Source organism: Streptomyces sp. NPDC045431 (assembly GCF_040646655.1).
Classification (GTDB): Bacteria; Actinomycetota; Actinomycetes; order Streptomycetales; family Streptomycetaceae; genus Streptomyces.
In genome coordinates, this window is the sequence record NZ_JBEZAQ010000006.1 from 68,564 (window position 1) to 89,600 (window position 21,037).

Annotated in this window: 18 protein-coding genes; 7 read left to right on the plus strand and 11 right to left on the minus strand. The window is 74.2% G+C overall.

Features of this window, described 5'->3' with window-relative positions:
• Nucleotides 1-6 precede the first annotated feature (6 nt).
• The 3 genes from AB0A69_RS15770 to AB0A69_RS15780 are packed head-to-tail and all read right to left on the minus strand — an operon-like array spanning nucleotide 7 to nucleotide 1,902.
• Nucleotides 7-405, minus strand: coding sequence for a GtrA family protein (locus AB0A69_RS15770; RefSeq protein ID WP_361421664.1), 399 nt, complete (start codon nucleotides 403-405; stop codon nucleotides 7-9).
• Nucleotides 405-1,388, minus strand: coding sequence for a decaprenyl-phosphate phosphoribosyltransferase (locus AB0A69_RS15775; protein ID WP_361420999.1), 984 nt, complete (start codon nucleotides 1,386-1,388; stop codon nucleotides 405-407). The genes AB0A69_RS15770 and AB0A69_RS15775 overlap by 1 nt, the downstream gene beginning before the upstream one ends.
• A complete protein-coding gene (locus AB0A69_RS15780; protein ID WP_361421002.1) occupies nucleotides 1,381-1,902 on the minus strand; it encodes a phosphatase PAP2 family protein in 522 nt (173 codons plus the stop codon). Before AB0A69_RS15780 ends, AB0A69_RS15775 begins: the two co-directional genes overlap by 8 nt.
• Nucleotides 1,903-2,080: 178 nt before the next feature.
• On the opposite strand from AB0A69_RS15780, the gene AB0A69_RS15785 reads away from it, so the two are divergent.
• Complete coding sequence (locus tag AB0A69_RS15785; RefSeq protein ID WP_361421005.1) at nucleotides 2,081-3,490, plus strand: FAD-binding oxidoreductase; 1,410 nt, start codon at nucleotides 2,081-2,083, stop codon at nucleotides 3,488-3,490.
• A 13-nt stretch (nucleotides 3,491-3,503) separates the two neighbouring features.
• Nucleotides 3,504-4,259: a decaprenylphospho-beta-D-erythro-pentofuranosid-2-ulose 2-reductase gene (locus AB0A69_RS15790; protein ID WP_361421008.1), complete on the plus strand. Its 756-nt coding sequence runs from the start codon at nucleotides 3,504-3,506 to the stop codon at nucleotides 4,257-4,259.
• Between the two features lie 21 nt (nucleotides 4,260-4,280).
• Here AB0A69_RS15790 and AB0A69_RS15795 read toward each other — a convergent pair whose 3' ends face one another.
• The 3 genes from AB0A69_RS15795 to glyA all read right to left on the minus strand — a co-directional run bounded on the left by AB0A69_RS15795 (nucleotide 4,281) and on the right by glyA (nucleotide 7,498).
• Nucleotides 4,281-4,874, minus strand: a complete 594-nt coding sequence (locus tag AB0A69_RS15795; protein ID WP_361421011.1) for a 2'-5' RNA ligase family protein — start codon at nucleotides 4,872-4,874, stop codon at nucleotides 4,281-4,283.
• 175 nt (nucleotides 4,875-5,049) lie between these two features.
• A complete protein-coding gene (trpS, locus tag AB0A69_RS15800; protein ID WP_361421014.1) occupies nucleotides 5,050-6,060 on the minus strand; it encodes a tryptophan--tRNA ligase in 1,011 nt (336 codons plus the stop codon).
• Nucleotides 6,061-6,220: 160 nt separating this feature from the next.
• The gene (gene glyA, locus AB0A69_RS15805; RefSeq protein WP_361421017.1) at nucleotides 6,221-7,498 is read right to left on the minus strand and encodes a serine hydroxymethyltransferase; all 1,278 of its coding nucleotides are present in this window, start codon (nucleotides 7,496-7,498) and stop codon (nucleotides 6,221-6,223) included.
• A 234-nt stretch (nucleotides 7,499-7,732) separates the two neighbouring features.
• Here glyA and rocD point away from each other — a divergent pair, with 234 nt between their 5' ends.
• Nucleotides 7,733-8,935 carry an ornithine--oxo-acid transaminase gene (rocD, locus tag AB0A69_RS15810; protein WP_361421020.1) on the plus strand — a complete coding sequence of 401 codons (1,203 nt, stop codon included), beginning with the start codon at nucleotides 7,733-7,735 and terminating at the stop codon, nucleotides 8,933-8,935.
• Nucleotides 8,936-8,944: 9 nt separating this feature from the next.
• Here rocD and AB0A69_RS15815 read toward each other — a convergent pair whose 3' ends face one another.
• The 3 genes from AB0A69_RS15815 to AB0A69_RS15825 all read right to left on the minus strand — a co-directional run bounded on the left by AB0A69_RS15815 (nucleotide 8,945) and on the right by AB0A69_RS15825 (nucleotide 12,036).
• Nucleotides 8,945-10,159, minus strand: a complete 1,215-nt coding sequence (locus tag AB0A69_RS15815) for a glutathionylspermidine synthase family protein (RefSeq protein WP_361421022.1) — start codon at nucleotides 10,157-10,159, stop codon at nucleotides 8,945-8,947.
• Nucleotides 10,160-10,189: 30 nt separating this feature from the next.
• A complete protein-coding gene (locus tag AB0A69_RS15820) occupies nucleotides 10,190-10,459 on the minus strand; it encodes a hypothetical protein (protein WP_361421025.1) in 270 nt (89 codons plus the stop codon).
• Between the two features lie 107 nt (nucleotides 10,460-10,566).
• A complete protein-coding gene (locus AB0A69_RS15825; protein ID WP_361421028.1) occupies nucleotides 10,567-12,036 on the minus strand; it encodes a PLP-dependent aminotransferase family protein in 1,470 nt (489 codons plus the stop codon).
• A gap of 47 nt (nucleotides 12,037-12,083) precedes the next feature.
• On the opposite strand from AB0A69_RS15825, the gene AB0A69_RS15830 reads away from it, so the two are divergent.
• Both AB0A69_RS15830 and AB0A69_RS15835 read left to right on the plus strand, forming a co-directional pair.
• Nucleotides 12,084-12,584: a carboxymuconolactone decarboxylase family protein gene (locus AB0A69_RS15830; protein WP_361421031.1), complete on the plus strand. Its 501-nt coding sequence runs from the start codon at nucleotides 12,084-12,086 to the stop codon at nucleotides 12,582-12,584.
• Nucleotides 12,585-12,632: 48 nt separating this feature from the next.
• Nucleotides 12,633-13,385 carry an isocitrate lyase/phosphoenolpyruvate mutase family protein gene (locus tag AB0A69_RS15835; protein WP_361421667.1) on the plus strand — a complete coding sequence of 251 codons (753 nt, stop codon included), beginning with the start codon at nucleotides 12,633-12,635 and terminating at the stop codon, nucleotides 13,383-13,385.
• A gap of 6 nt (nucleotides 13,386-13,391) precedes the next feature.
• Here the strand turns inward: AB0A69_RS15835 and AB0A69_RS15840 are convergent, their stop codons facing one another.
• Nucleotides 13,392-14,156, minus strand: coding sequence for an SDR family oxidoreductase (locus AB0A69_RS15840; RefSeq protein ID WP_361421034.1), 765 nt, complete (start codon nucleotides 14,154-14,156; stop codon nucleotides 13,392-13,394).
• Nucleotides 14,157-14,226: 70 nt separating this feature from the next.
• On the opposite strand from AB0A69_RS15840, the gene AB0A69_RS15845 reads away from it, so the two are divergent.
• Together AB0A69_RS15845 and AB0A69_RS15850 are read left to right on the plus strand one after the other, a co-directional pair.
• On the plus strand, nucleotides 14,227-17,196 hold the full coding sequence (locus AB0A69_RS15845) for a SpoIIE family protein phosphatase (RefSeq protein WP_361421036.1): 2,970 nt from the start codon (nucleotides 14,227-14,229) through the stop codon (nucleotides 17,194-17,196).
• A gap of 144 nt (nucleotides 17,197-17,340) precedes the next feature.
• Nucleotides 17,341-19,476, plus strand: coding sequence for a SpoIIE family protein phosphatase (locus AB0A69_RS15850; protein ID WP_361421670.1), 2,136 nt, complete (start codon nucleotides 17,341-17,343; stop codon nucleotides 19,474-19,476).
• A gap of 81 nt (nucleotides 19,477-19,557) precedes the next feature.
• Here the strand turns inward: AB0A69_RS15850 and AB0A69_RS15855 are convergent, their stop codons facing one another.
• On the minus strand, nucleotides 19,558-20,958 hold the full coding sequence (locus AB0A69_RS15855) for a cellulase family glycosylhydrolase (protein WP_361421039.1): 1,401 nt from the start codon (nucleotides 20,956-20,958) through the stop codon (nucleotides 19,558-19,560).
• Nucleotides 20,959-21,037: the final 79 nt, after the last annotated feature.

Sequence of the window (21,037 nt, forward strand, 5' to 3'; positions counted from 1 at the left end):
ACCCGCCTACCCCCGTACCCCGAAGACCAGGGTCCTCGTCCCCCAGAAACGCAGGAAGGTGGCGAGAACCATGCCGATGCCGAGGCCGGAGACCGTGTCGGCGAGCGGGGAGGTGAGCCCGAGCCCGTGGCGCGAGACGCCGAGGCAGGCCACCTGCACGGCGGCGCCCGCGAGGTTGACGCCGAAGAAGATGGCGTACCGCCGCAGGTCGAGGGCCCTGCGGCGGTAGGTGCCGAGGGCGTTGCCCAGGTAGGCGACCGTGCAGCCGGCGAGGAAGGAGAGCGCCTTCGCGGCGAGCGGGTCGAGGGCCGTGCGGCGCAGCAGGAGGAAGACGGCGAGGTCGGCCGCGTACGCGACGCCGCCCACGCCGAGGAAGCCCAGAACTTCCCGGCGTCGCGTCCGGATCAAAGGTCGGCGACCGCCATCCCGTACATCGCCGTCCACACGAGGCCGATGACGGCGAGGGGCCGGTCGCGCAGGACGACGTCCTCGGGCGCGCCGGCGGCGCCGCGGTCGGCGAAGACGGCGTAGCGGAGGACCGCGAGGATGAAGGCGATCATCGACAGCTGGCGCCAGGTGCCGCTGTTCTCCAGGGCCCAGAGGCAGTAGCCGAGGACGGCGACCCCGGCGGCGAGCTGCCAGACGAAGCGGAGGTAGCCGGTGGTGTACTCGGTGAGCAGCGCACGCGTGGTGCCGTTCCGGCCGGCCATCTGCACGGCTTCCGAGTACCGCTTGGCCGCCACCATGAACAGGGCGCCGAAGGCGGTGGTGATGAGGAACCAGCGCGAGAGCGGGATGGCGAGCGCGACACCGCCGATCATGGCGCGCAGGACGAAGCCGGTCGTGACGACGGCGAGGTCGACGACGAGGACCTGCTTGAGGCGCAGGCAGTAGGCGAACTGCATGAGCAGGTAGGCGGCGAGGAGGGCGGCCGTCATGGCGTTGCAGAGCACGGCCCCGCCGAGGAGCGCGCCCACCGCGAGCGCGACGCCCGCCGCGTACGCCACGGGTACGGGCACCTCGCCCGCGGCGACGGGGCGGCGGCACTTGGCGGGGTGCGCCCGGTCGGCGTCGGCGTCGCGGGCGTCGTTGACGAGGTAGACGCCCGAGGCGGCGGCCGTGAACAGCAGGAAGACCACGCCGAGCTGGAGCGCGGTGTGCCGCGAGACGAGCTCGCCCGCGGCGGCGGGCGCGGCGACGACGAGCACGTTCTTCACCCACTGGCGCGGGCGCGCCGCCCGCAGCACCCCGAGCCCCACGGTGGGCAGCGCGGGCCGCCGCACCGGGCGGGGGGCCGTCGCGCGCGGTCCGGGCGGGTCGGTGACGCCGGGGGCCGTGCGGGGCGGGGGCGGGGCGGGGGGTGTCAGCCCGCCGCGGGCCTCACGCATCGCGCACCGCCCGCCCGTCCCTCGCCCAGCCCGCGCCCGCGAGGCCGGTCGCGGCGCCGAGCAGCGCGCCCGCCGCCACGTCCGTCGGGTAGTGGACGCCCACCACCAGGCGGGACAGGCACATCGCGGCGGCCAGCGGCGCGGTCACCCGGCCCGCGCGGGGGCGGAGGGCGGCGAAGAGAAGCGCCGCGGCGGTGGCGGAGGTGGCGTGGGAGCTGGGGAAGGAGTGCCGTCCGGCGGTGCGGACCAGCGCGGGCGCGTCGCTCGGGCGCGGCCGGCGCACCACCCGCTTCGCGCCCATGCTCACCCCGTGCGCCGCACCGACGAGCGCGGTGGCGCGCAGCCAGGCCGCGCGCCGTTCCCGGTCGGCCGCCGCGCCCGCGAGCCCCGCGGCCAGCCACAGCGCCGCGTGCTCGCCGCCGGCCGACAGCACCCGCGCGGCCACCGCCACGGCGGGCCTGCGGCGCCCGGCGTCGCGTGCGGCGGCGAGCAGCCGGTGGTCGACGTATCGCATCTGCCACCCCTTTCTGCACCCCTCTGCATCAGAGGCGACTGTCGCCCGCCGGGCGTCTCATCGCACGGACATCTTTCCTGACACTCGTTTAATCACCCATTTCGGGGAGTCAGGCAATAAGTGGCACATCCCGCTTGAAATCATCTGGAAGAGGCATGGAACGGCTTACCGTCGCCCCATGCCCACCGAGCCCGCCACCGAGCCCGTCACGGAGTCCCTCACCGAGCCCGCCACCGGGTCCGTCACGGAGGCCCTCACCGGCTGGGGCCGCACCGCCCCCACCGTCGCCCGCGTCGTACGGCCCCGCACGTACGAGGAGGCAGCCGCCGCCGTCCGCGCGTGCGGTGCCCGGGGGGCCGTCGCCCGCGGCCTCGGCCGGGCCTACGGCGACGCCGCGCAGAACGCGGGCGGCGCCGTCCTCGACATGACCGCCCTCGCCCGCGTCCGCTCCCTCGACGCCGACGCGGGGGTCGTCGTCTGCGACGCGGGGGTCAGCCTCCACCACCTGATGGAGGTGCTGCTCCCGCTCGGCTGGTTCGTCCCCGTCACCCCCGGCACCCGCCACGTCACGGTCGGCGGGGCCGTCGCCGCCGACATCCACGGCAAGAACCACCACGTCTCCGGCTCCTTCACCCACCACGTACGCGCCCTCGAACTCCTCACCGCCGACGGCGAGATCCGCACCGTGGCGCCCGGCACCGAGCTGTTCGACGCCACCGCCGGCGGCATGGGCCTCACCGGCGTGATCCTCGCCGCCACGGTCCGGCTCCTGCCCGTCGAGACGTCCCTGATGTCCGTGGACACCGAACGCGCCGCCGACCTCGACGACCTGATGGCCCGTCTGACCGCGACCGACCACCGCTACCGCTACTCCGTCGCCTGGATCGACCTCCTCGCGCGCGGCGCCGCGACCGGCCGCGCCGTCCTCACGCGCGGCGACCACGCTCCGTACGACGCGCTCCCGGCCCGCGCGCGGCGCCGCCCACTCGCCTTCCGCACCGGGCAGCTGCCCCCGCCGCCCCACCTGCCCTCCCGCGACGGGCTGCTGAGCCGCTCCGGCGTCCGCGCCTTCAACGCGCTCTGGTACCGCAAGGCCCCGCGCCGCCCCCGCACCGGGCAGCTCCAGCCGATCCCGGCGTTCTTCCACCCGCTCGACGGCGTGCCGCACTGGAACCGGGTCTACGGCCGCGCCGGTTTCGTCCAGTACCAGTTCGTCGTCCCGTACGGCCGCGAGGACGCCCTGCGCCGCATCGTGCACCGGATCGCGCGCCGCCGCTGCCCGTCCTTCCTCGCCGTGCTGAAGCGCTTCGGCGAGGCCGGCTCCGGGTGGCTCTCCTTCCCGATGCCGGGCTGGACGCTGGCGCTGGACATCCCGGCCGGGCTGCCGGGCCTCGGCGCGTTCCTGGACGAACTCGACGAGGAGGTGGCGGGGGCGGGCGGCCGGGTCTACCTCGCCAAGGACTCCCGGATGCGCCCGGAGACGCTGCGCGCCATGTACCCCCGGCTGCCCGACTTCCTCGCCCTGCGGGGCCGCCTGGACCCCGGCTCCGTCTTCACCTCGGACCTCGCCCGCCGCCTCGGCCTGTAAGGAGTACGCCGCCATGAAGGACGCCTTCGGCGCCCCCCAGTCCCTCCTGATCCTCGGCGGTACGTCGGAGATCGCCCTGGCCACCGCCCGCCGCCTGATCGCCGGACGCACCCGGACCGTGTGGCTCGCCGGGCGCCCCTCCCCCGCCCTGGACGCGGCCGCCGCGTCGCTGCGGGAGCTCGGGGCCGTGGCGCACACGGTGCCGTTCGACGCCCTCGACACCGCCGCGCACGAGGAGACGCTCGGCAAGGTCTTCGCGGAGGGCGACATCGACATGGTGCTGCTGGCCTTCGGTGTCCTAGGAGACCAGGCCCGGGACGAGGCCGCCCCGGCGGCCGCCGCGCAGGTCGCCCAGACCAACTACACCGGGGGCGTCTCCTCGGCGCTGGCCTGCGCCAACGCCCTGCGCGCACAGGGCCACGGCTCGCTGGTCGTGCTCTCCTCCGTGGCCGCCGAGCGGGCCCGCCGCGCCAACTTCGTCTACGGCTCCAGCAAGGCGGGCCTCGACGCCTTCGCCCAGGGCCTGGGCGACGCGATGCACGGCACGGGCGTGCACGTCATGGTGGTCAGGCCCGGGTTCGTACGGACGAGGATGACGGCCGGGCTCGCCGAGCCGCCGCTCGCGACGACCCCGGAGGCGGTCGCCCACGCCGTCGAGCAGGGTCTGCGGCGGCGCGCGGAGACGGTGTGGGTGCCGGGCGCGCTGCGGCCGGTCATGTCGGTCCTGCGGCACCTGCCGCGCCCGGTCTTCCGCCGGCTGCCGTTCTGAGGGGCCCGCCGGCAGGACGGGTCAGCCGCGCGTCGGGGCCGGCTCGTCCACCGGTGCGCCCTGCGCGGGCACGCCGCCCTTCGTCGGGCGGCCGGCGCCGAACTCGTACGCGTGCAGCTTGCGCCACACCCCGTCCGCGCCCTGTTCGTAGAGCGCGAAGGAGCCGACGGTCCACGCCGCCTCGAAGCCGGCGAGCTCGTCGTACGCCCGGTCCATCGCCTCGTCGGGGATGCCGTGCGCCACGGTGACGTGCGGGTGGTACGGGAACGCCAGCTCGCGCGCCAGCGGCCCGGAGGGGTCGCGGACCTGCTGCTGGAGCCAGGAGCACGCCGACGCGCCCTCGACCACCTGGACGAAGACGACCGGCGACAGCGGCCGGAACGTGCCCGTGCCGCTGAGGCGCATCGGGAAGGAGCGGCCGGCCGCCGCGACGGCGGCGAGGTGCGCCCGGACCTCGGGCAGCCGCGCCACGTCGACCTCGGTCGGGGGCAGGAGCGTGACGTGGGTGGGGATGCCGTGCGCGGCGGGATCCCCGAAGCCCGCGCGCCGCTCCTGGAGCAGGCTGCCGTAGGGCTCCGGGACCGCGATCGAAACGCCGAGCGTTACGGTCCCCACGTCGTTCTCCTCACTCCTCAGTCCAGTCGTCCGGTCGGTGCGGGCGCAGCGCCAGTGTGGCGGCTGCACCCGCCGCGTGGCCAGAGCCGTCGGGCCACCGCGCGAGCGCGCTCCGTGCTCGCCGACTGCTTGCTCAGGCTTGCTCAGTGCTTGCTCAGGCTTGCTCAGTGCCTGCTCAGTGCTTCGCGGGCAGGAAGCCGATCCGGTCGTACGTCCGGGCCAGCGTCTCGCCGGCGACCGTCCGGGCCTTCTCCGCGCCCTTGGCCAGGATCGAGTCCAGCGTCTCCGGGTCGTCCAGGTATTCCTGCGTACGGGTCCGGAAGGGGGTGACGAAGTCCACGACGACCTCGGCGAGGTCGGTCTTCAGGGCTCCGTACAGCTTGCCCTCGTACGACCGCTCCAGGTCGGGGACGGAGGTGCCGGTGAGGGTGGACATGATCGTCAGGAGGTTGCTGACGCCCGGCTTCTCCTCCGGGTCGAAGCGGATCACGGTGTCGGTGTCCGTGACCGCGCTCTTCACCTTCTTCGCCGTCGTCTTCGGTTCGTCGAGCAGGTTGATCAGGCCCTTCGGGGTGGACGCCGACTTGCTCATCTTGGCGGTCGGGTCCTGCAGGTCGTAGATCTTCGCCGTTTCCTTCAGGATGTACGGCGCCGGGATGGTGAACGTCTCACCGAAGCGGGCGTTGAACCGCTCGGCGAGGTCCCGGGTGAGCTCGATGTGCTGGCGCTGGTCCTCGCCGACCGGGACCTGGTGGGCCTGGTAGAGCAGGATGTCCGCGACCTGGAGGATCGGGTACGTGAACAGGCCCACGGTGGCGCGGTCGGCGCCCTGCTTGGCGGCCTTGTCCTTGAACTGCGTCATGCGGCCGGCCTCGCCGAAGCCGGTGAGGCAGTTCATGACCCAGCCGAGCTGGGCGTGCTCGGGCACGTGGCTCTGGACGAAGAGCGTGCAGCGCTCGGGGTCGAGACCGGCCGCGAGCAGCTGGGCGGCGGCGAGCCGGGTGTTGGCGCGCAGCTCGGCCGGGTCCTGCGGAACGGTGATCGCGTGCAGGTCGACGACCATGTAGAAGGCGTCGTGCGACTCCTGCAGCGCGACCCACTGACGGACCGCGCCGAGGTAGTTGCCGAGGTGGAACGAGCCGGCGGTGGGCTGGATTCCGGAGAGCACACGAGGACGACGCTGCATGGCGAAGCCATTCCCCTGAGGGTGGTGGTGGGCGACGGGAGGGCGATCTGAGGCCATGCCCCTCATTCTCGCAGGTGCCACCGACAGCTGGGGAACGGATCCCGCCCGCCCCCTGCGACGAAGGACACAGGGAGCGGGCGGGCAGGCGGGCGGGTACGTGTCAGACGGGCAGGCCCGGCGCCGGGTGGGCGGCCATCAGGTCGGCGACCTCGGCACGGATCTTGGCCAGGGAGTCCTCGTCCCCGGTCCGGGCCGCGGTGACGCCCCGGTCGATCCAGTCGGCGACGGCCGCCATGTGCGCGGTGCCCAGACCGCGCGAGGTCAGCGACGGGGTGCCGATGCGGATGCCGGAGGGGTCGAAGGGCTTGCGGGGGTCGTAGGGGACGGTGTTGTAGTTCACGACGATCCCGGCCCGGTCGAGGGCCTTCGCGGCGACCTTGCCCGGGACGTCCTTGGGCGTGAGGTCCATGAGGATCAGGTGGTTGTCCGTGCCGCCGGAGACGAGGTCGAAGCCGCGGGCGAGCAGCTCGGCCGCGAGGGCCTTGGCGTTGGCGACGACCGCGTGGGCGTAGTCCCGGAAGGAGGGCTGGGCGGCCTCGTGGAGGGCGACGGCGATGGCCGCGGTGGTCTGGTTGTGGGGGCCGCCCTGGAGGCCCGGGAAGACCGCCTTGTCGATGGCCTTGGCGTGCTCCTCGCGCGACATCAGCATCGCGCCGCGCGGCCCGCGCAGGGTCTTGTGCGTGGTCGTGGAGATCACGTCCGCGTGGGGCACGGGTGAGGGGTGGGCGCCGCCCGCGATCAGGCCGGCGATGTGCGCGACGTCGGCGACGAGCACGGAGCCCGCCTCCCGGGCGATCTCCGCGAAGGCGGCGAAGTCGATGGTCCGGGGCAGCGCGGTGCCGCCACAGAAGATGATCTTCGGCCGCTCCTTGAGGGCGAGGTCGCGGACCTGGTCGAAGTCGATGAGCCCGGTGTCTTCGCGTACGCCGTACTGCACCCCGTGGAACCAGGTGCCGGTCGCGGAGACGCCCCACCCGTGGGTGAGGTGGCCGCCCATCGGGAGGGCCATGCCCATCACGGTGTCGCCGGGCTGGGCGAAGGCGAGGTACACGGCGAGGTTGGCCGGGGAGCCGGAGTAGGGCTGGACGTTGGCGTGGTCGACGCCGAAGAGGGCCTTGGCGCGGCCGACGGCGAGCCGCTCGACCTGGTCGATGATCTGCTGGCCCTCGTAGTAACGGCGCCCGGCGTAGCCCTCGCTGTACTTGTTCTGCAGGACGGTGCCGGAGGCCTCCAGCACCGCGTCGGAGACGTAGTTCTCGCTGGGGATCAGGCGCAGGGTCTCGGCCTGCAGCCGCTCCTCGGCACCGACCAGCGCGGCCAGTTCGGGATCGGCGGCGGACAGGGCCGGGTGGTGCGGGGGAAGGGAAACGTCGCTCATGGCGTCCTCCTGGGAGGGTCGGCAGCACTCACATCCAACGAGGTCCCCAGGCGGGCGGCACCTCGAGCGGTCTGCCGCGCACGACTCCCCCGGGGTCGCTTCCCCGTACGCCAGTCGCCGTGCGTACGGCCCACCTTAGCGGGCGCGTCGCACGGAGGTTTCCCGGCCCACATCGCGAGCGACGATAGATGTGGGTGTACCCAGGCCCCCAGCCGCAGGACGAACGGAGACCCCGTGTCGAGAACGCAGGACGCGATCGCTTCCGCGGAGGCGCGCAGCGCGCACAACTACCACCCGTTGCCGGTCGTCATCGCCTCGGCGGAGGGGGCGTGGATGACCGATGTCGAGGGGCGCCGCTTCCTCGACATGCTCGCCGGTTACTCGGCGCTCAACTTCGGCCATGGCAACCGGCGGCTGATCGACGCCGCCAAGGCCCAGCTGGAGCGGGTGACGCTGACCTCCCGCGCCTTCCACCACGACCGGTTCGCGGACTTCTGCGAGCAGCTCGCCGACCTGTGCGGCATGGAGATGGTGCTGCCGATGAACACGGGCGCGGAGGCGGTGGAGACCGCCGTGAAGACCGCCCGCAAGTGGGGCTACCGGGTGAAGGGCGTCCCCGACGGCACCGCGAAGATCATCGTGGCGGCGGACAACTTCCACGGCCGGACGACCACCATCGTCAGCTTCTCGACCGACCCGGAGGCGCGCGCGGACTACGGCCCGTACACGCCGGGGTTCGAGATCGTCCCGTACGGCGACGCCACCGCGCTCGAGGAGGCGATGACCGACAACACCGTGGCCGTGCTCCTGGAGCCGATCCAGGGCGAGGCCGGGGTGCTGGTGCCGCCGCCCGGCTATCTGGCCCGGGTCCGCGAGCTGACCCGCGAGCGGAACGTGCTGTTCATCGCGGACGAGATCCAGTCGGGCCTCGGGCGCACGGGCCGGACCTTCGCGTGCGAGCACGAGGGCGTGGTCCCCGACATGTACGTCCTCGGCAAGGCGCTCGGCGGCGGCGTGGTGCCGGTGTCGGCGGTGGTGTCGAGCGCGGCGGTGCTCGGGGTGCACCGGCCGGGCGAGCACGGCTCGACGTTCGGCGGCAATCCGCTGGCGTGCGCCGTGGCGCTGGAGGTGATCGCGATGCTGCGCACCGGCGAGTACCAGCAGCGGGCGGCCGAGCTGGGCGACCACCTCCACCACGAGCTCGGCCTGCTGGTGGGCGGCGGCGCCGTCGAGGCCGTCCGCGGGCGGGGCCTGTGGGCGGGCGTCGACATCGCGCCGCGGCTCGGCACCGGGCGGGAGATCTCCGAGAAGCTGATGGAGCGCGGGGTCCTGGTGAAGGACACCCACGGGTCGACGATCCGGATCGCCCCGCCGTTGGTGATCGGCAAGGAGGACCTGGACTGGGCGCTGGAGCAGCTGCGCGCGGTGCTGCGCTGACCGCCCTCCCTACAGGATGACGTGCGGCAGGAAGCGGGCGTACTCGTCCGTGACCAGCCCGGACGACTCCCGGATGCCGAGCCCCGCCGCCTCGTCCTCGACGACCCACGCGCCGAGCACCACGCGGTTGCCTCCCCCAGAGCTGTCGCCTGGGGGTGCCCCCAGGTCGGGCAGCGGGGCGAGCTCCTGGTAGCAGCACGGCTCCTCGCGCACCACGGGCTCGGTGCCGGGCCCGTGGAGCGTGACCCCGGCGCCCTCCCGGCCGAGGAGCGGCTTGGCGACGTAACCGGGCCCGGAGGGGGCGGCCAGTTCGCGCGGGCCGTCGAGGTAGGCCGGGAGCAGGTTCGGGTGGCCCGGATACAGCTCCCAGAGGATGGCCAGCAGCGCCTTGTTGGAGAGGAGCATCTTCCAGGCGGGCTCGATCCAGCAGGTGGTGCCGGTGCCGCCGCCGTTGTCGAGGGTGTCGAGGACGTGCCCGCCGAAGGGGTCGGTCGTCAGCCACTCCCACGGGTAGAGCTTGAAGCAGCTGCGGATGAAGCGCAGCCGGTCGTCCACGAAGCGGCCGGAGAGCCGGTCCCAGCCGATCCGCTCGACCGACAGCGCCTCGGTGTCGAGCCCCGCCTGCTGGGCCGTCTCGCGCAGGTACGCGACGGTCATCAGGTCCTCGCCGAGCTCGTCGCCGTCCGAGTGGACGAAGTGGACCGGGCCCGGCGGCAGCAGGGCGGACTGCCGCTTCCAGGCGTCGACGAGCCGTTCGTGGAGGGAGTTCCACTGGTCGGCGCCGGGGAAGCGGTCCTCCATCCAGAACCACTGGGGGCTGGCGGCCTCCACGAGCGAGGTGGGCGTGTCGGCGTTGTACTCCAGCATCTTGGCCGGGCCCGTACCGTCGTAGCGCAGGTCGAACCGGCCGTAGAGGGAGGGGAGTTCGGCGCGTCGGCGCCAGGACTCGGCGACGAGCCCGGCGAGGCGCGGGTCGGTGATGCCGAGGTCGGCGAAGCGGTCGTGGTCCACGATGTGGGCGGCCGCCGCGAGGCACATGGCGTGCAGCTCCTCGACGACCTCCTCCAGCGCCTCCACCTCGGGGAGCGTGAAGACGTAGTAGGCGCTCTCGTCCCAGTACGGGCGCAGGGAGCCGTCGGGGAAGCGGGTGAGGGGGTAGACGAGCCCCTGCTCCTCGACCGTCCGCTGCCAGTCGGGGCGCGGCTCGATGGTGAAACGCTTCATCGGTGACCTCGTGCCCTCGTGCCCCGGGGCTCAGCCGCCGCCGGAGCCCGAGCAGCCGAAGCCGCCGCGCTCGACGGCCGACTTGTCGAAGCTGCCGCCGGAGACCTTGCCGTTGCTGACGGAGCCGCCGTAGTAGTACTGGCCCGTACGGGTGCTGTCCTCGCACTCGTAGCTGGGGAGCTTTTCGCGCGTGACGGGGTCAGCGCAGCGCTTGTCCGGCTCGGAGCCACAGGACGTCAGCGTCGCCGCGAGCACCCCCATGCCGCCGAGCACGACCGTGCTCGACCTCAGCCTGCGCATGCGCCCACCCTCTCGTCGTCCGTTTTCGTCGTCCGTCAACACGACCATGGACGGCACAGATTAGAGGGCGGTTCCCGCGCCGGGGAGGGCGGGTCCGGGAACGGTGCTCACGGCAGCACGCGGCACAGCGCGTCCAGCGCGCCGGCCCACGCGCTGTCGGTCGGCGTCCCGTATCCGACGACCAGCCCGTCCCGGGTGCGCTCGACCCCCGGGTGCCGGAAACCGTCGAGGCCCTGGAGGGCGAGGCCCTGCCAGGCGGCGGCCTGGACGACGGACCGTTCCGTGCCCGGCGGCAGTTCGAGCACGGCGTGGAGCCCGGCGGCGATGCCGCTGACGCGGATGTGCGGGGCCCGTTCGGCGAGCGCCGCCACGAGCTGGTCGCGCCGGCGCCGGTAGCGCAGCCGCATGGACCGCACGTGCCGGTCGTACGCGCCCGAGGAGATGAACTCCGCGAGGGTGAGCTGGTCCAGCGCGCCGGACGCCCAGTCGATGGGGCCCTTCGCCTCCGCCACCTCGCCCACCAGCGCTTCGGGCAGCACCATCCACGCCAGCCGCAGCCCCGGCGTCAGCGACTTGCTCGCCGTGCCGAAGTAGACCACCCGCTCCGGGTCGAGCCCCTGCAGGGCCCCGACCGGTTGCCGGTCGTACCGGAACTCGCCGTCGTAGTCGTCCTCCAGGATCAGCGCGCCGGCGCGCCGCGCCCAGTCGACGGCCGCCGCGCGCCGCGCGGGCGGCAGGGCACCGCCCAGCGGGAACTGGTGGGCAGGCGTGATGAGGACCGCGCCCTGGGTGCCCAAGGTGTCGGTACGGGTGCCCTGTTCGTCGAGGGACAGCACGGAGGTGCGCAGTCCGGCGTCGGTCAGGAGGCTCCAGTGGACGTCGAGGCCGTACGACTCGACCGCGACGCCCCGTACGCGGCGCCCGCGCAGCACCTTGGCCATCAGCATCAGCCCGTGGACGAAGCCGGAGCAGATCACGATCCGGTCCGGGTGGGCGTGAACCCCGCGCGCCCGGGCGAGGTAGTCGGCGAGGACGGTACGGAGCTCGGGCCGGCCGCGCGGGTCGCCGTAGCCGAAGGCTTCGTGCGGGGCGGCCGTCAGCGCGCGGCGCGCCGCCTTGAGCCACTCGCCGCGCGGGAAGGAGCCGAGGTCGGGCGTGCCGGGGTGGAGGCTGTGGAGGGGGCCCCGCCGGGGCCGGGCCGGCGGCCGGGCGGCCGTACGCGGCGCCGGTGCGCGGCCCTGGTTGCCGCCCGCCGGCGCGGGTGCGGGCACGGGCAGCCGGCGCGGGGCGGCGCGGCGGGCGACGCGCGTGCCGGAGCCCTGGCGGGCGGTCAGCCAGCCCTCGGCGACGAGTTCGGCGTACGCGTCGGCGACCGTGTTGCGGGCGATGCCCAGGTCGGCGGCGAGCGAGCGGGACGACGGCAGCCGGGTGCCGGGGGCGAGGCGCCCGGTGCGCACGGCGTCGCGCAGCGCGTCCATGAGTCCGGCGCGCAGCCGGGGGCCGCGCAGCTCCAGGTGCAGGTCGGCGCCGACGGTGACACGGGCGGCTGCCGCCGCATTGGCCCAGGGATCCGTCATGGAAATGGACCATACCCCCGCGCCATCGGGCCCGTACGGTCGCTGTCATGACGACGAACGACGCCAAGGACTACGCCCCCGAACACACCCCGCGCCTGGACTGGGCCACGCACGCGCCCGAGGTCTACAAGGCCATGGTCCGGCTGGACGCGGCGAGCCGCCGGGGCCTCGACGCGGACCTCCTGGAGCTGGTCAAGATCCGCGCCTCGCAGCTCAACCGCTGCGCGCTCTGCCTCGACATGCACGCGAAGGACGCGCTGGCGGCCGGCGAGTCGGTGGAGCGGATCGTCCAGCTCGCCGCCTGGGAGGAGTCGCGGCACTTCTACACCGAGAAGGAACTGGCCGCGCTCGAACTGACCGAGGCGGTCACGGTCCTGACGGACGGCTTCGTGCCGGACGAGGTCTACGAGAAGGCGGCCGAGCACTTCGAGGAGGCCGAACTGGCGCAGCTCATCGCGGCGATCACGGTCATCAACGCCTGGAACCGCTTCGGCGTGGCCACCCGCCAGGTCCCGGGTCACTACACCCCCGGCCAGTTCAGCCACTGAGGACGACGACCCGTGAACCTTTCACAGCCGATGCCGTCGCCGCCGCCGATGCCGTCGCCGCCGTCGCAGGTGTCACCGTCTCCCGTCGCCGCGTTCCGGTCCCTGCACCATGACCGCGCCCCCGGCGACCCGCTGGTCCTGCCGGGCCCCTGGGACGCGGCGAGCGCCCGCGCCTTCGAGGCGGCCGGCTTCCCGGCCCTGGCGACGCCGAGCGCGGGGGTCGCGGCGTCGCTCGGGTACGAGGACGGGGCCACGCCCGCGGACGAGATGTTCGCCGCGGTGTCCCGGATCGCCCGGTCGGTGTCCGTCCCGGTCTCGGCGGACGTCGAGGGCGGCTACGGCCTGCCGCCGAAGCAGCTCGTGGCACGCGTGCTGGAGACGGGCGCGGTCGGCGTGAACCTGGAGGACAGCGAGGCGGGCGCGCTCAAGGACCCGCACCGGCACGCCGAGTGGCTCGCGGAGGTACGGGCGGAGGCGGGCGACGCCCTCTTCCTCAACGCCCGTGTCGACACGTACGTACGCGGCCTGACGGGCGCGGCGGCCCTGGCGGACGCGATCACCCGCAGCCGCCTGTACGCCGAGGCGGGCGCCGACTGCGTCTATCCGATCCTCATCCCGCCCGACCACCTCCCGCCGCTGCGCGCCGAGATCACGGCACCCGTCAACGCCCTGTCCAAGCCCGATGGCCCGCCCCCCGCGGAGCTCGGCCGCCTGGGCGCCACCCGCGTCACCTTCGGTCCGGGCCTGCTGCACCGCACGCTGGCGGAGGTGCGGCGGATCGCGGAGGAGGTAGGGGGTTAGGGAGCCTCACCGGCCGCCCGAGACCCGCAGGACCGTGCCGGTGGTGTACGAGGCGTCCGGCGACAGCAGCCAGGCGATGGCGGCGGCCACCTCGGAGGGTTCGCCGGGGCGGCCGAGGGGGATCGCGGCGGCGGCCTTGGCCGGGCGGTCGGGGTCGCCCATGGCGGCGTGCATGTCGGTGTCGATGATGCCGGGGGCGACCGCGTTGACCCGGATGCCGGCCGGGCCCAGCTCCTTGGACAGGCCGATGGTCAGGGCGTCGGTGGCCGCCTTGGTGGCGGCGTAGTGGACGTAGTCGCCGGGGGCGCCGAGCGTGGCGGCGGCCGACGAGAGGTTGACGATGGCGCCGCCGGACCGCCCGGGCCCCGCCATGTCGCGGGCGGCTCGGCGGCAGCACAGCAGGTAGCCGAGGAGGTTCACCTCGACGACCCGCCGCAGGTCCTCGGTGCGGGCGTCGGCGAGCTTGCCCAGCGGGCCGGTCACGCCCGCGTTGTTCACCAGGCCGGTGACCGGGCCCAGTGCGGCCGCGGCGGTGTCGAACAGCCTCTCCACGTCCGCCTCGACGGAGGTGTCGGCCCGTACGGTGACGCACCGCGCCCCGGCCGCGCGTACGGCGGCCGCGGTCCGTTCGGCGGCGTCGGCGTCGGCGACGTACCCCAGGAGGAGGTCGTGTCCGTCGCGCGCCAGCCGGACGCAGGTGGCCGCGCCGATGCCGCGGCTGCCGCCGGTGACGACGGTGACCGGACGCGGTTGGTTCGTCGGGTGTTCCATGGCTTCCCCCGTGATCATGGCTTTTGGCCCGACGTTAGCACTGCACCATTTGCCCGATTAACCTAGTTTTGTGGACTCGTATCCGACCCGCAGTGGCGGAGTGCGCGCGGAGATCCTCGCCTCCTGGGAGCGCTCGCAGTCGCTGGGCATCGACACCGAGGGCGTGGCGCTGCCCGTCGAGGGCGACCTGGATCCCGACTCGCGGTTGATCAGGGCCGCCACGCCGGTGCTGGAGAGGCTGTGCCGCCGGTTCTCCGGGCTGCCGGTCACCGTCGCGCTGGCCGACGCCCGCGCGAACATCGTGGAGCGGTGGGGCGACCCCGTGGGGCTGGAGCTCATGAACGAGGCCTCCCTGGTCACCGGCGCCAACGTCGACGAGCGCTTCATGGGCACCAGCAGCGTCAGCATGGTGCTGAGCACCCGCTCGCCGTTCGTGGTCGTCGGCCACGAGCACTTTCTGCACAACCTCAAGTCCCTGACCTGCATGGCGGCCCCGGTGTTCGACCCCGTGGGCGGTACGGTCCAGGGCGCCGTCAACCTCTCCGTCCCCGAGTCGCTCGCCGAGCCGGGCATGGCCGTACTGCTCCAGGAGGCCACCGACCGCATCGCCGAGCGGCTGCTGGAACTGAGCTCCGCGAAGGAGCGCGACCTCATGCGCTCCTTCCTCCGGGAGCGGGAGCGCGGCGCGCACGCCCGCCTCGACCTGCACTCCGGCGAGCTGGCCGGACCCGGCGGTGAGGCGCCCCGGCTGGCCCGCCGGGAGCGGCTCGCCCTGCTGGAGGCCGCGGTCCAGCTGATCTCCTCGAACGACGAGTCCTTCGCCGAGGTCACCCTGGCGGGCGGCCGCACCGCCGCGCTGCGCCGCAGGCAGCTGCGCCACGGCGACGCGGAGGGCGCGGCGGTCGAGGTCAGCTTCCTCCCCGACGTACGGCGTACGTCGCTGCCGATGACGACTGCGGCGACGGCGACGGCGACGGGCTCCACCGGTACGACCGCCACGGCCACCCGTACGCCCATGGCGACCGCTCCCGACGGGCGGGAGGTGCCGCTGCTCCCCCGGCCGCCCGCTCCCGCCGGTCCACCGGAACCGCAGGGGCCGCCCCCGCCGCACGAGCCGTCCGGCGCTGCCGCGGGCGGCCGTCCGGACGCGTGGCTCCTGCTCGTGGGCGACCCGGGCGTCGGCCGCCTCGCCGCCGAGGCCCGCCGGCGGCTGGGCCTCCTCAACGAGGCCGGCGTACGCGTCGGCACCACGCTCGACATGCGGCGCACCGCCGAGGAACTGGCCGAGATCGCGGTACCGCGCTTCGCCGACCTGGTCGTGGTGGACCTCGTCGACGGTGTCCTGGCGGGCGAGGAGCCCCCGCCGGGCCCGCTGGCCCCGGGCGCGGGGCTGTCCCGTACCGCCGCCTGGTCGGCCGAGGACGCCGCCGGAGACGCCGGGGACACCGGGGACGCCGGGCGGGCCACCGGCGGGGGCCACGACCCCGCCCGGGGCGTCGGCCGGCCCGTCCACTACGCGCCCGGCACCCCGCAGGCCCGCTGCCTGCGCACCGGGCGGCCGGTCGCCGACTCGGTACCCGCGGCGGCCGCGTCGGCCGCCTCCGTGGGCGGCGCCCACCCCGTCGAGCTCCTCGGCGAGGGCGTGCACTCCTACCTGGGCGCCCCGCTGTGCGCCCGGGGCGCCATCCTCGGGCTGGCGGGCTTCTACCGCCGCGGCCGGGACAGGCCGTACGAGGAGGACGACCTCACCCTGGCGGGCGAGCTCGCGGCCCGCGCCGCGATCAGCGTGGACAACGCCCGCCGCTTCAGCCGCGAGCGCACCGCCTCCCTCACCCTCCAGCGCAGCCTGCTCCCCCGCGACCTGCCCCGGCTGACCGCCGCCGAGCTCGCCTTCCGCTACCTGCCCGCCGACACCGGCACCGGGGTGGGGGTGGGCGGTGACTGGTTCGACGCGATCCCGCTGTCCGGGATGCGGGTGGCGCTGGTCGTCGGCGACGTGGCCGGGCACGGCCTGCAGGCGGCGGCGACCATGGGCCGCCTGCGTACCGCCGTACGCACCCTGGCCGGGCTGGATCTGCCGCCCGAGGAGGTCCTGGCCCACCTGGACGAACTGGTCGGCCGCGCCTCCGGGACGCCGTCGGACACACCAGCGGACCCCGGCTCGGCGGAGGACCCGGAGCCGGACCCCGCCATGGCGGCGACCTGCCTGTACGCGGTGTACGACCCGGTGTCGTGCCGCTGCACGGCCGCCAGGGCCGGGCATCCGCCGCCCGCCGTGGTGACGCCGGACGGCACGGCCCGCCTGATCGACCTGCCGGCCGGCCCGCCGCTCGGACTCGGCGGGCTCCAGCCGTACGAGTCCGCCTCCGTCGACCTCGCGCCGGACAGCCTGCTGGCGCTGTACACCGACGGCCTGCTCAAGGAGGAGCGCGGGTACGAGGTCTCCGACGCGCGGACGGACCGGCTGCTGGCCGCGCTGGGCGACCGGGACGGCTCGCTGGACCGGACCTGCGACCGGATCACGGACACCCTGCTGCCCGACGGGCCCCGCGACGACGTGGCCCTGCTGCTGGCGCGGGTACGCGCGCTCCCCGAGGACCGGGTGGCCTGCTGGGAGCTGCCCGCCGACCCGTCCGTGGTGGCCGAGGCCCGTTCGCTCGTACGCCACAAACTCATCGACTGGGACCTGGCACACCTGGAGTTCACCACGGGACTGGTGGTGAGCGAGCTGGTGACCAACGCCGTGCGGTACGGCGGTGCGGGGCCGGTGGCGCTGCGGCTGCTGCGCGACGGAACGCTGATCTGCGAGGTGTCCGACCACAGCAACTCCTCCCCGCGCATCCGGCGCGCCGCCACCACCGAGGAGGGCGGCCGCGGACTGTTCCTGGTGGCGCAGTTCACCAAGAGCTGGGGCGCCCGCTACATGCCGCAGGGGAAGACGGTGTGGGCGGAGCAGGTCGCGCACACCGAACGCCGGGCGACGCCGGAGGCAGAGGCGGACGAGCATGCGCTGCTGGACATGTTCGACGACCTGGGCTGAGCCCGGGGCAGGCCCGGACAGCGCCGGGAGGACCCCGTGAACGCGGACCCGGCCGCAGACCCAGCCCCTCCCCCCGCCACGGACCCCGCCGCGGACCCCGCCGCGGCGTTGGACTCGGCGCTGGACGCGGCGCTCGGCGAGACCATGCGCCGTACCGGCGCGTCCATCGGCGCCTTCTACCTGCTGCGTCCGCAGGAGCAGGTGCTGCACCTGGTCGTCGTGGGCGGTGTGCCCCGCGAGCTGGCGGAGCCGTGGGCACGGGTCGCGACGGCCGCCCCGGCGCCCGTGGCGGACGCGGTCCGCGAGAACCGCCTCGTCTGGGTCGGCGGGCAGGAGGAGATGGCCCGTACGTATCCGCGGACCGCGGTGGCGCTGCCGTACCCGCTGGCGCTGGCCGCCGTGCCCGTCACCGGCGACCGCTGCTGGGGCGCGCTGCTGCTGATGTGGCCGGGGAACCATCCGCCGCGCACGACGCGGCGCGAACGCGGCCACATCGCCTCCAGCAGCCGCCGGCTGGCCCGGCTGCTGGACGAGGCCGCGGACGCCGGCCGCCCGGTGACGCCACCCGAGCGGCCGCGCGTCCTGGCCGCCCCGGACACCACGTCCCGGCCGACCGCACCGGAACCGGTGGCATCCCAACCCGCCCTCGCCGCCGCCGACTTCGCGGAGCGGCTGCCCGAGGGCTGCTGCGGGCTGGACCTCCAGGGGCGGGTGACGTACCTGAGCACCCGGGGCGCCGAGCTGCTCGGGCGCGGCGCCGAAAGCCTGCTGGGCACCATGCCGTGGCAGTCGCTGCCGTGGCTCGACGACCCGGTGTACGAGGACCGCTACCGCGCGGCGGTCCTGAGCCGCAGGCCCGTGTCGTTCACGGCGTGCCGCCCGCCCGACCGGTGGCTGGACTTCCGGCTGTACCCGGACGCGAGCGGCATCAGCGTACGCATCACCCCGTCGCGCACCGGGCCCCGTCCGGCGGCCGGCCCCACGCCCGACACCACGCCCGAGGCCACGCCGGGCCGGGAGCCCGGCCCGGACCCCGACCAGCCGCTCCCGGCGGCGGCACCGGCGCGGGCGGGGCAGCTGTACCAGCTGATGCACCTGGCGGCCGCGCTCACCGAGGCCGTCGGGGTGCAGGACGTGGTGGACCTGGTCGCCGACCAGATCATGCCGGCCTTCGGGGCGCACGGCCTGGTGCTGTCCACCGCCGACTCCGGGCGCCTGCGGATCACCGGCTCGCGCGGGTATCCGCGGCACGTCATCGAACGCCTCGACGGCCTCCCCCTCGACACGCGCCTCACCCCGGCGGGACGGGCCCTCGCCACCGGGGTGCCGTCGTTCTTCACGCACCCCGACGACATGGCGCGCATCTACCCGCAGGCGCCGCTGATCAGCGGCAAGCAGGCGTGGGCGTTCCTGCCGCTGATCATCTCCGGCCGGCCGGTCGGCATCTGCGTCCTGACGTACGACCACCCGAGGCCCTTCCCCGCCGAGGAGCGCGCCGTCCTCACCTCCCTCGCGGGGCTGATCGCGCAGGCGCTGGACCGGGCGCGGCTGTACGACGCCAAGCACCAGCTCGCCCACGGCCTCCAGCAGGCCCTGCTGCCCCACACACTGCCCGCCGTCACGGGCCTGAGCGTCGCCGCCCGCTACCTGCCCGCCACCCGGGGCATGGACATCGGCGGCGACTTCTACGACCTGATCCGCCTCGGCTCCACCACGGCGGCGGCCGTCATCGGCGACGTCCAGGGCCACAACGTCTCCGCCGCCGCGCTCATGGGCCAGGTCCGTACGGCCGTCCACACCCACGCGACCGCCGGCGCGGCACCCGACGAGGTACTGGCCCGCACCAACCGCCTGCTCCTCGACCTCGACCCGGGGCTCTTCACCACCTGCCTGTACGCCCACCTCGACCTCGGCAACCGCCGCGCCCACCTCGTCAACGCGGGCCACCCGCCGCCGCTGCTGCGCCGGCCGGACGGCCCCGCCCACGCCCTGGACGTGCCGCCGGGCCCGGTCCTCGGCGTCGCGCCGGACGCCGCGTACCCGGTGACGGACATCCCGCTGCACCCCGGCACCCTGCTGGCCCTCTACACCGACGGCCTGGTCGAAACCGCCGGTACGGACATCGAGGAGGCCATCACCGAGATCGCGGCCCACCTCGACGAACAGGCCGCGGAGGAGGACCTCGAGCAGGTCATGGCCGCGCTCCTCCACCACGCCCGGCCCACGCACCACCGCACCGACGACATCGCGCTGATGCTGCTGCGGGCGAGGGGGGCGTGAGCGGCGTGAGCGGTTCGCGCCGCTGCCGGGACGGGGCTCCGGTGGTCGGCCGGAGCCCCTCTCGTGCCTCCGGTCAGCTGATCAGCTGGTCGGGAAGGCGTCGGGGGTGCTGATGCGGCTCTTCAGCAGCGCCCCGGACTCGGTCAGGACGGCACTGCTGCTGTAGTCCGTGCCGTTGCAGGTGCCCGGCTTGAAGGCCGCGCTGCCCTCGTTGGCGTCGGAGTAGGTCCAGTTCGCGTAGCCGATCTTGTGCTGGTCGAGCAGGTCCAGCCAGGCCTTGCTGCTGGCCTGGTCCACCGCTCCGCCGCCGGTGTAGGTGACCGTGCCGAACTCGGTGACGAACAGCGGCAGCTTCGTGGCGGCCCGGCTCACCGCGGCGCGGTAGGCGTCCTGGTGGCTCGCCGCGTAGAAGTGGAACGCGTACATGATGTTGGTGGCGTTGACCGGGTTGTTGACGACCTCGGTCTCGTTGGAGCCGTCCGAGACGCCGAGCGAGGACCAGCCGCGGGTGCCGACGATGACGACGGCGTCGGGGTCGGCGGCCCGGATCACCGGGATGACCTGTTCGGCGTAGCTCTTGATGGCGGCCCAGCTCACGCCGTTGGGCTCGTTGGCGATCTCGTAGATCACGTTCTTCTTGGCGGCGTTGCGGGTGGCGACGGACTTGAAGAACGTCTTGGCGCGCTCGAGGTTGTAGTTCGGGTCACCCGGCGTCAGGGTGTGGAAGTCGATCATGGCGTACATGCCGCGCGCCTCGGCCATGTCGACGAGGCTGTTCACACGGCTGGTGAAGCCCGCCGGGTCGGTCTCGTAACCGCCCTCCTGCACGTACATGGCGACGCGGAACAGGTCCGACTTCCAGTCCTTCGCCAGCGCGTCCAGGGACGCGTTGTTGTAGCACTTGCTGAACCACTGGATGCCGTGCGTGCTCATGCCCCGCAGCTGGATGGGGCGGTTGTACTGGTTGCAGAGGTTCACACCGCACACGTGCAGCTGTCCGTTGATGCCCACGGGGGTGCCGGTGCCCGGGTTCGGGTTCGGGTTGGGATCCGGGTCGGGCGGGGGTTCCTCGCCTCCGACGGAGCCCGTACAGGCCACGCCGTTGAGCGTGAACGCCGTGGGCTTGGGGTTGGCGCCGGTGAACGAGCCCGTGAATCCCAGGTCGGCGGCCGCGCCGGTGGCCAGGGTGCGGTTCCAGTCGACCCCGGCGGCGCTGACGGTGGAACCGGACTGCGACCAGGTGGCGTTCCAGCCCTGGACGACCTTCTGTCCGGCGTCCGGCAGGGTGAACTTGAGCGTCCAGCCGGTGACGGGATCGCCCAGGTTGGTCACCTTCACCCCGGCCTGGAAGCCGCCCTGCCACTGGTTGGTGATCGTGTAGTCGACCTTGCAGCCGGTGGCGGCGGCGGCCGGGGGGCTGGCCAGTGCGGTGAGACCCAGGGCCGTCGCGCAGGTGGCGAGTAAGGCCACAAAGCGTTTCATCGCGTTCCTCCTCGTGCGAAGCGGATACGAGCACGATGGGAGCGCTCCCAAACCCATCGGCCCGGACGGTACACCGGCG

Bases quoted from the DNA above. Each gene is read 5' to 3' on its own strand.
- AB0A69_RS15775 (WP_361420999.1), bottom strand. From the start codon at position 1,388: ATGCGTGAGGCCCGCGGCGGGCTGACACCCCCCGCCCCGCCCCCGCCC.
- AB0A69_RS15780 (WP_361421002.1), bottom strand. From the start codon at position 1,902: ATGCGATACGTCGACCACCGGCTGCTCGCCGCCGCACGCGACGCCGGG.
- AB0A69_RS15785 (WP_361421005.1), top strand. From the start codon at position 2,081: ATGCCCACCGAGCCCGCCACCGAGCCCGTCACGGAGTCCCTCACCGAG.
- AB0A69_RS15790 (WP_361421008.1), top strand. From the start codon at position 3,504: ATGAAGGACGCCTTCGGCGCCCCCCAGTCCCTCCTGATCCTCGGCGGT.
- trpS (WP_361421014.1), bottom strand. From the start codon at position 6,060: ATGCAGCGTCGTCCTCGTGTGCTCTCCGGAATCCAGCCCACCGCCGGC.
- glyA (WP_361421017.1), bottom strand. From the start codon at position 7,498: ATGAGCGACGTTTCCCTTCCCCCGCACCACCCGGCCCTGTCCGCCGCC.
- AB0A69_RS15815 (WP_361421022.1), bottom strand. From the start codon at position 10,159: ATGAAGCGTTTCACCATCGAGCCGCGCCCCGACTGGCAGCGGACGGTC.
- AB0A69_RS15820 (WP_361421025.1), bottom strand. From the start codon at position 10,459: ATGCGCAGGCTGAGGTCGAGCACGGTCGTGCTCGGCGGCATGGGGGTG.
- AB0A69_RS15825 (WP_361421028.1), bottom strand. From the start codon at position 12,036: ATGACGGATCCCTGGGCCAATGCGGCGGCAGCCGCCCGTGTCACCGTC.
- AB0A69_RS15830 (WP_361421031.1), top strand. From the start codon at position 12,084: ATGACGACGAACGACGCCAAGGACTACGCCCCCGAACACACCCCGCGC.
- AB0A69_RS15835 (WP_361421667.1), top strand. From the start codon at position 12,633: ATGCCGTCGCCGCCGTCGCAGGTGTCACCGTCTCCCGTCGCCGCGTTC.
- AB0A69_RS15840 (WP_361421034.1), bottom strand. From the start codon at position 14,156: ATGGAACACCCGACGAACCAACCGCGTCCGGTCACCGTCGTCACCGGC.
- AB0A69_RS15850 (WP_361421670.1), top strand. From the start codon at position 17,341: ATGCGCCGTACCGGCGCGTCCATCGGCGCCTTCTACCTGCTGCGTCCG.
- AB0A69_RS15855 (WP_361421039.1), bottom strand. From the start codon at position 20,958: ATGAAACGCTTTGTGGCCTTACTCGCCACCTGCGCGACGGCCCTGGGT.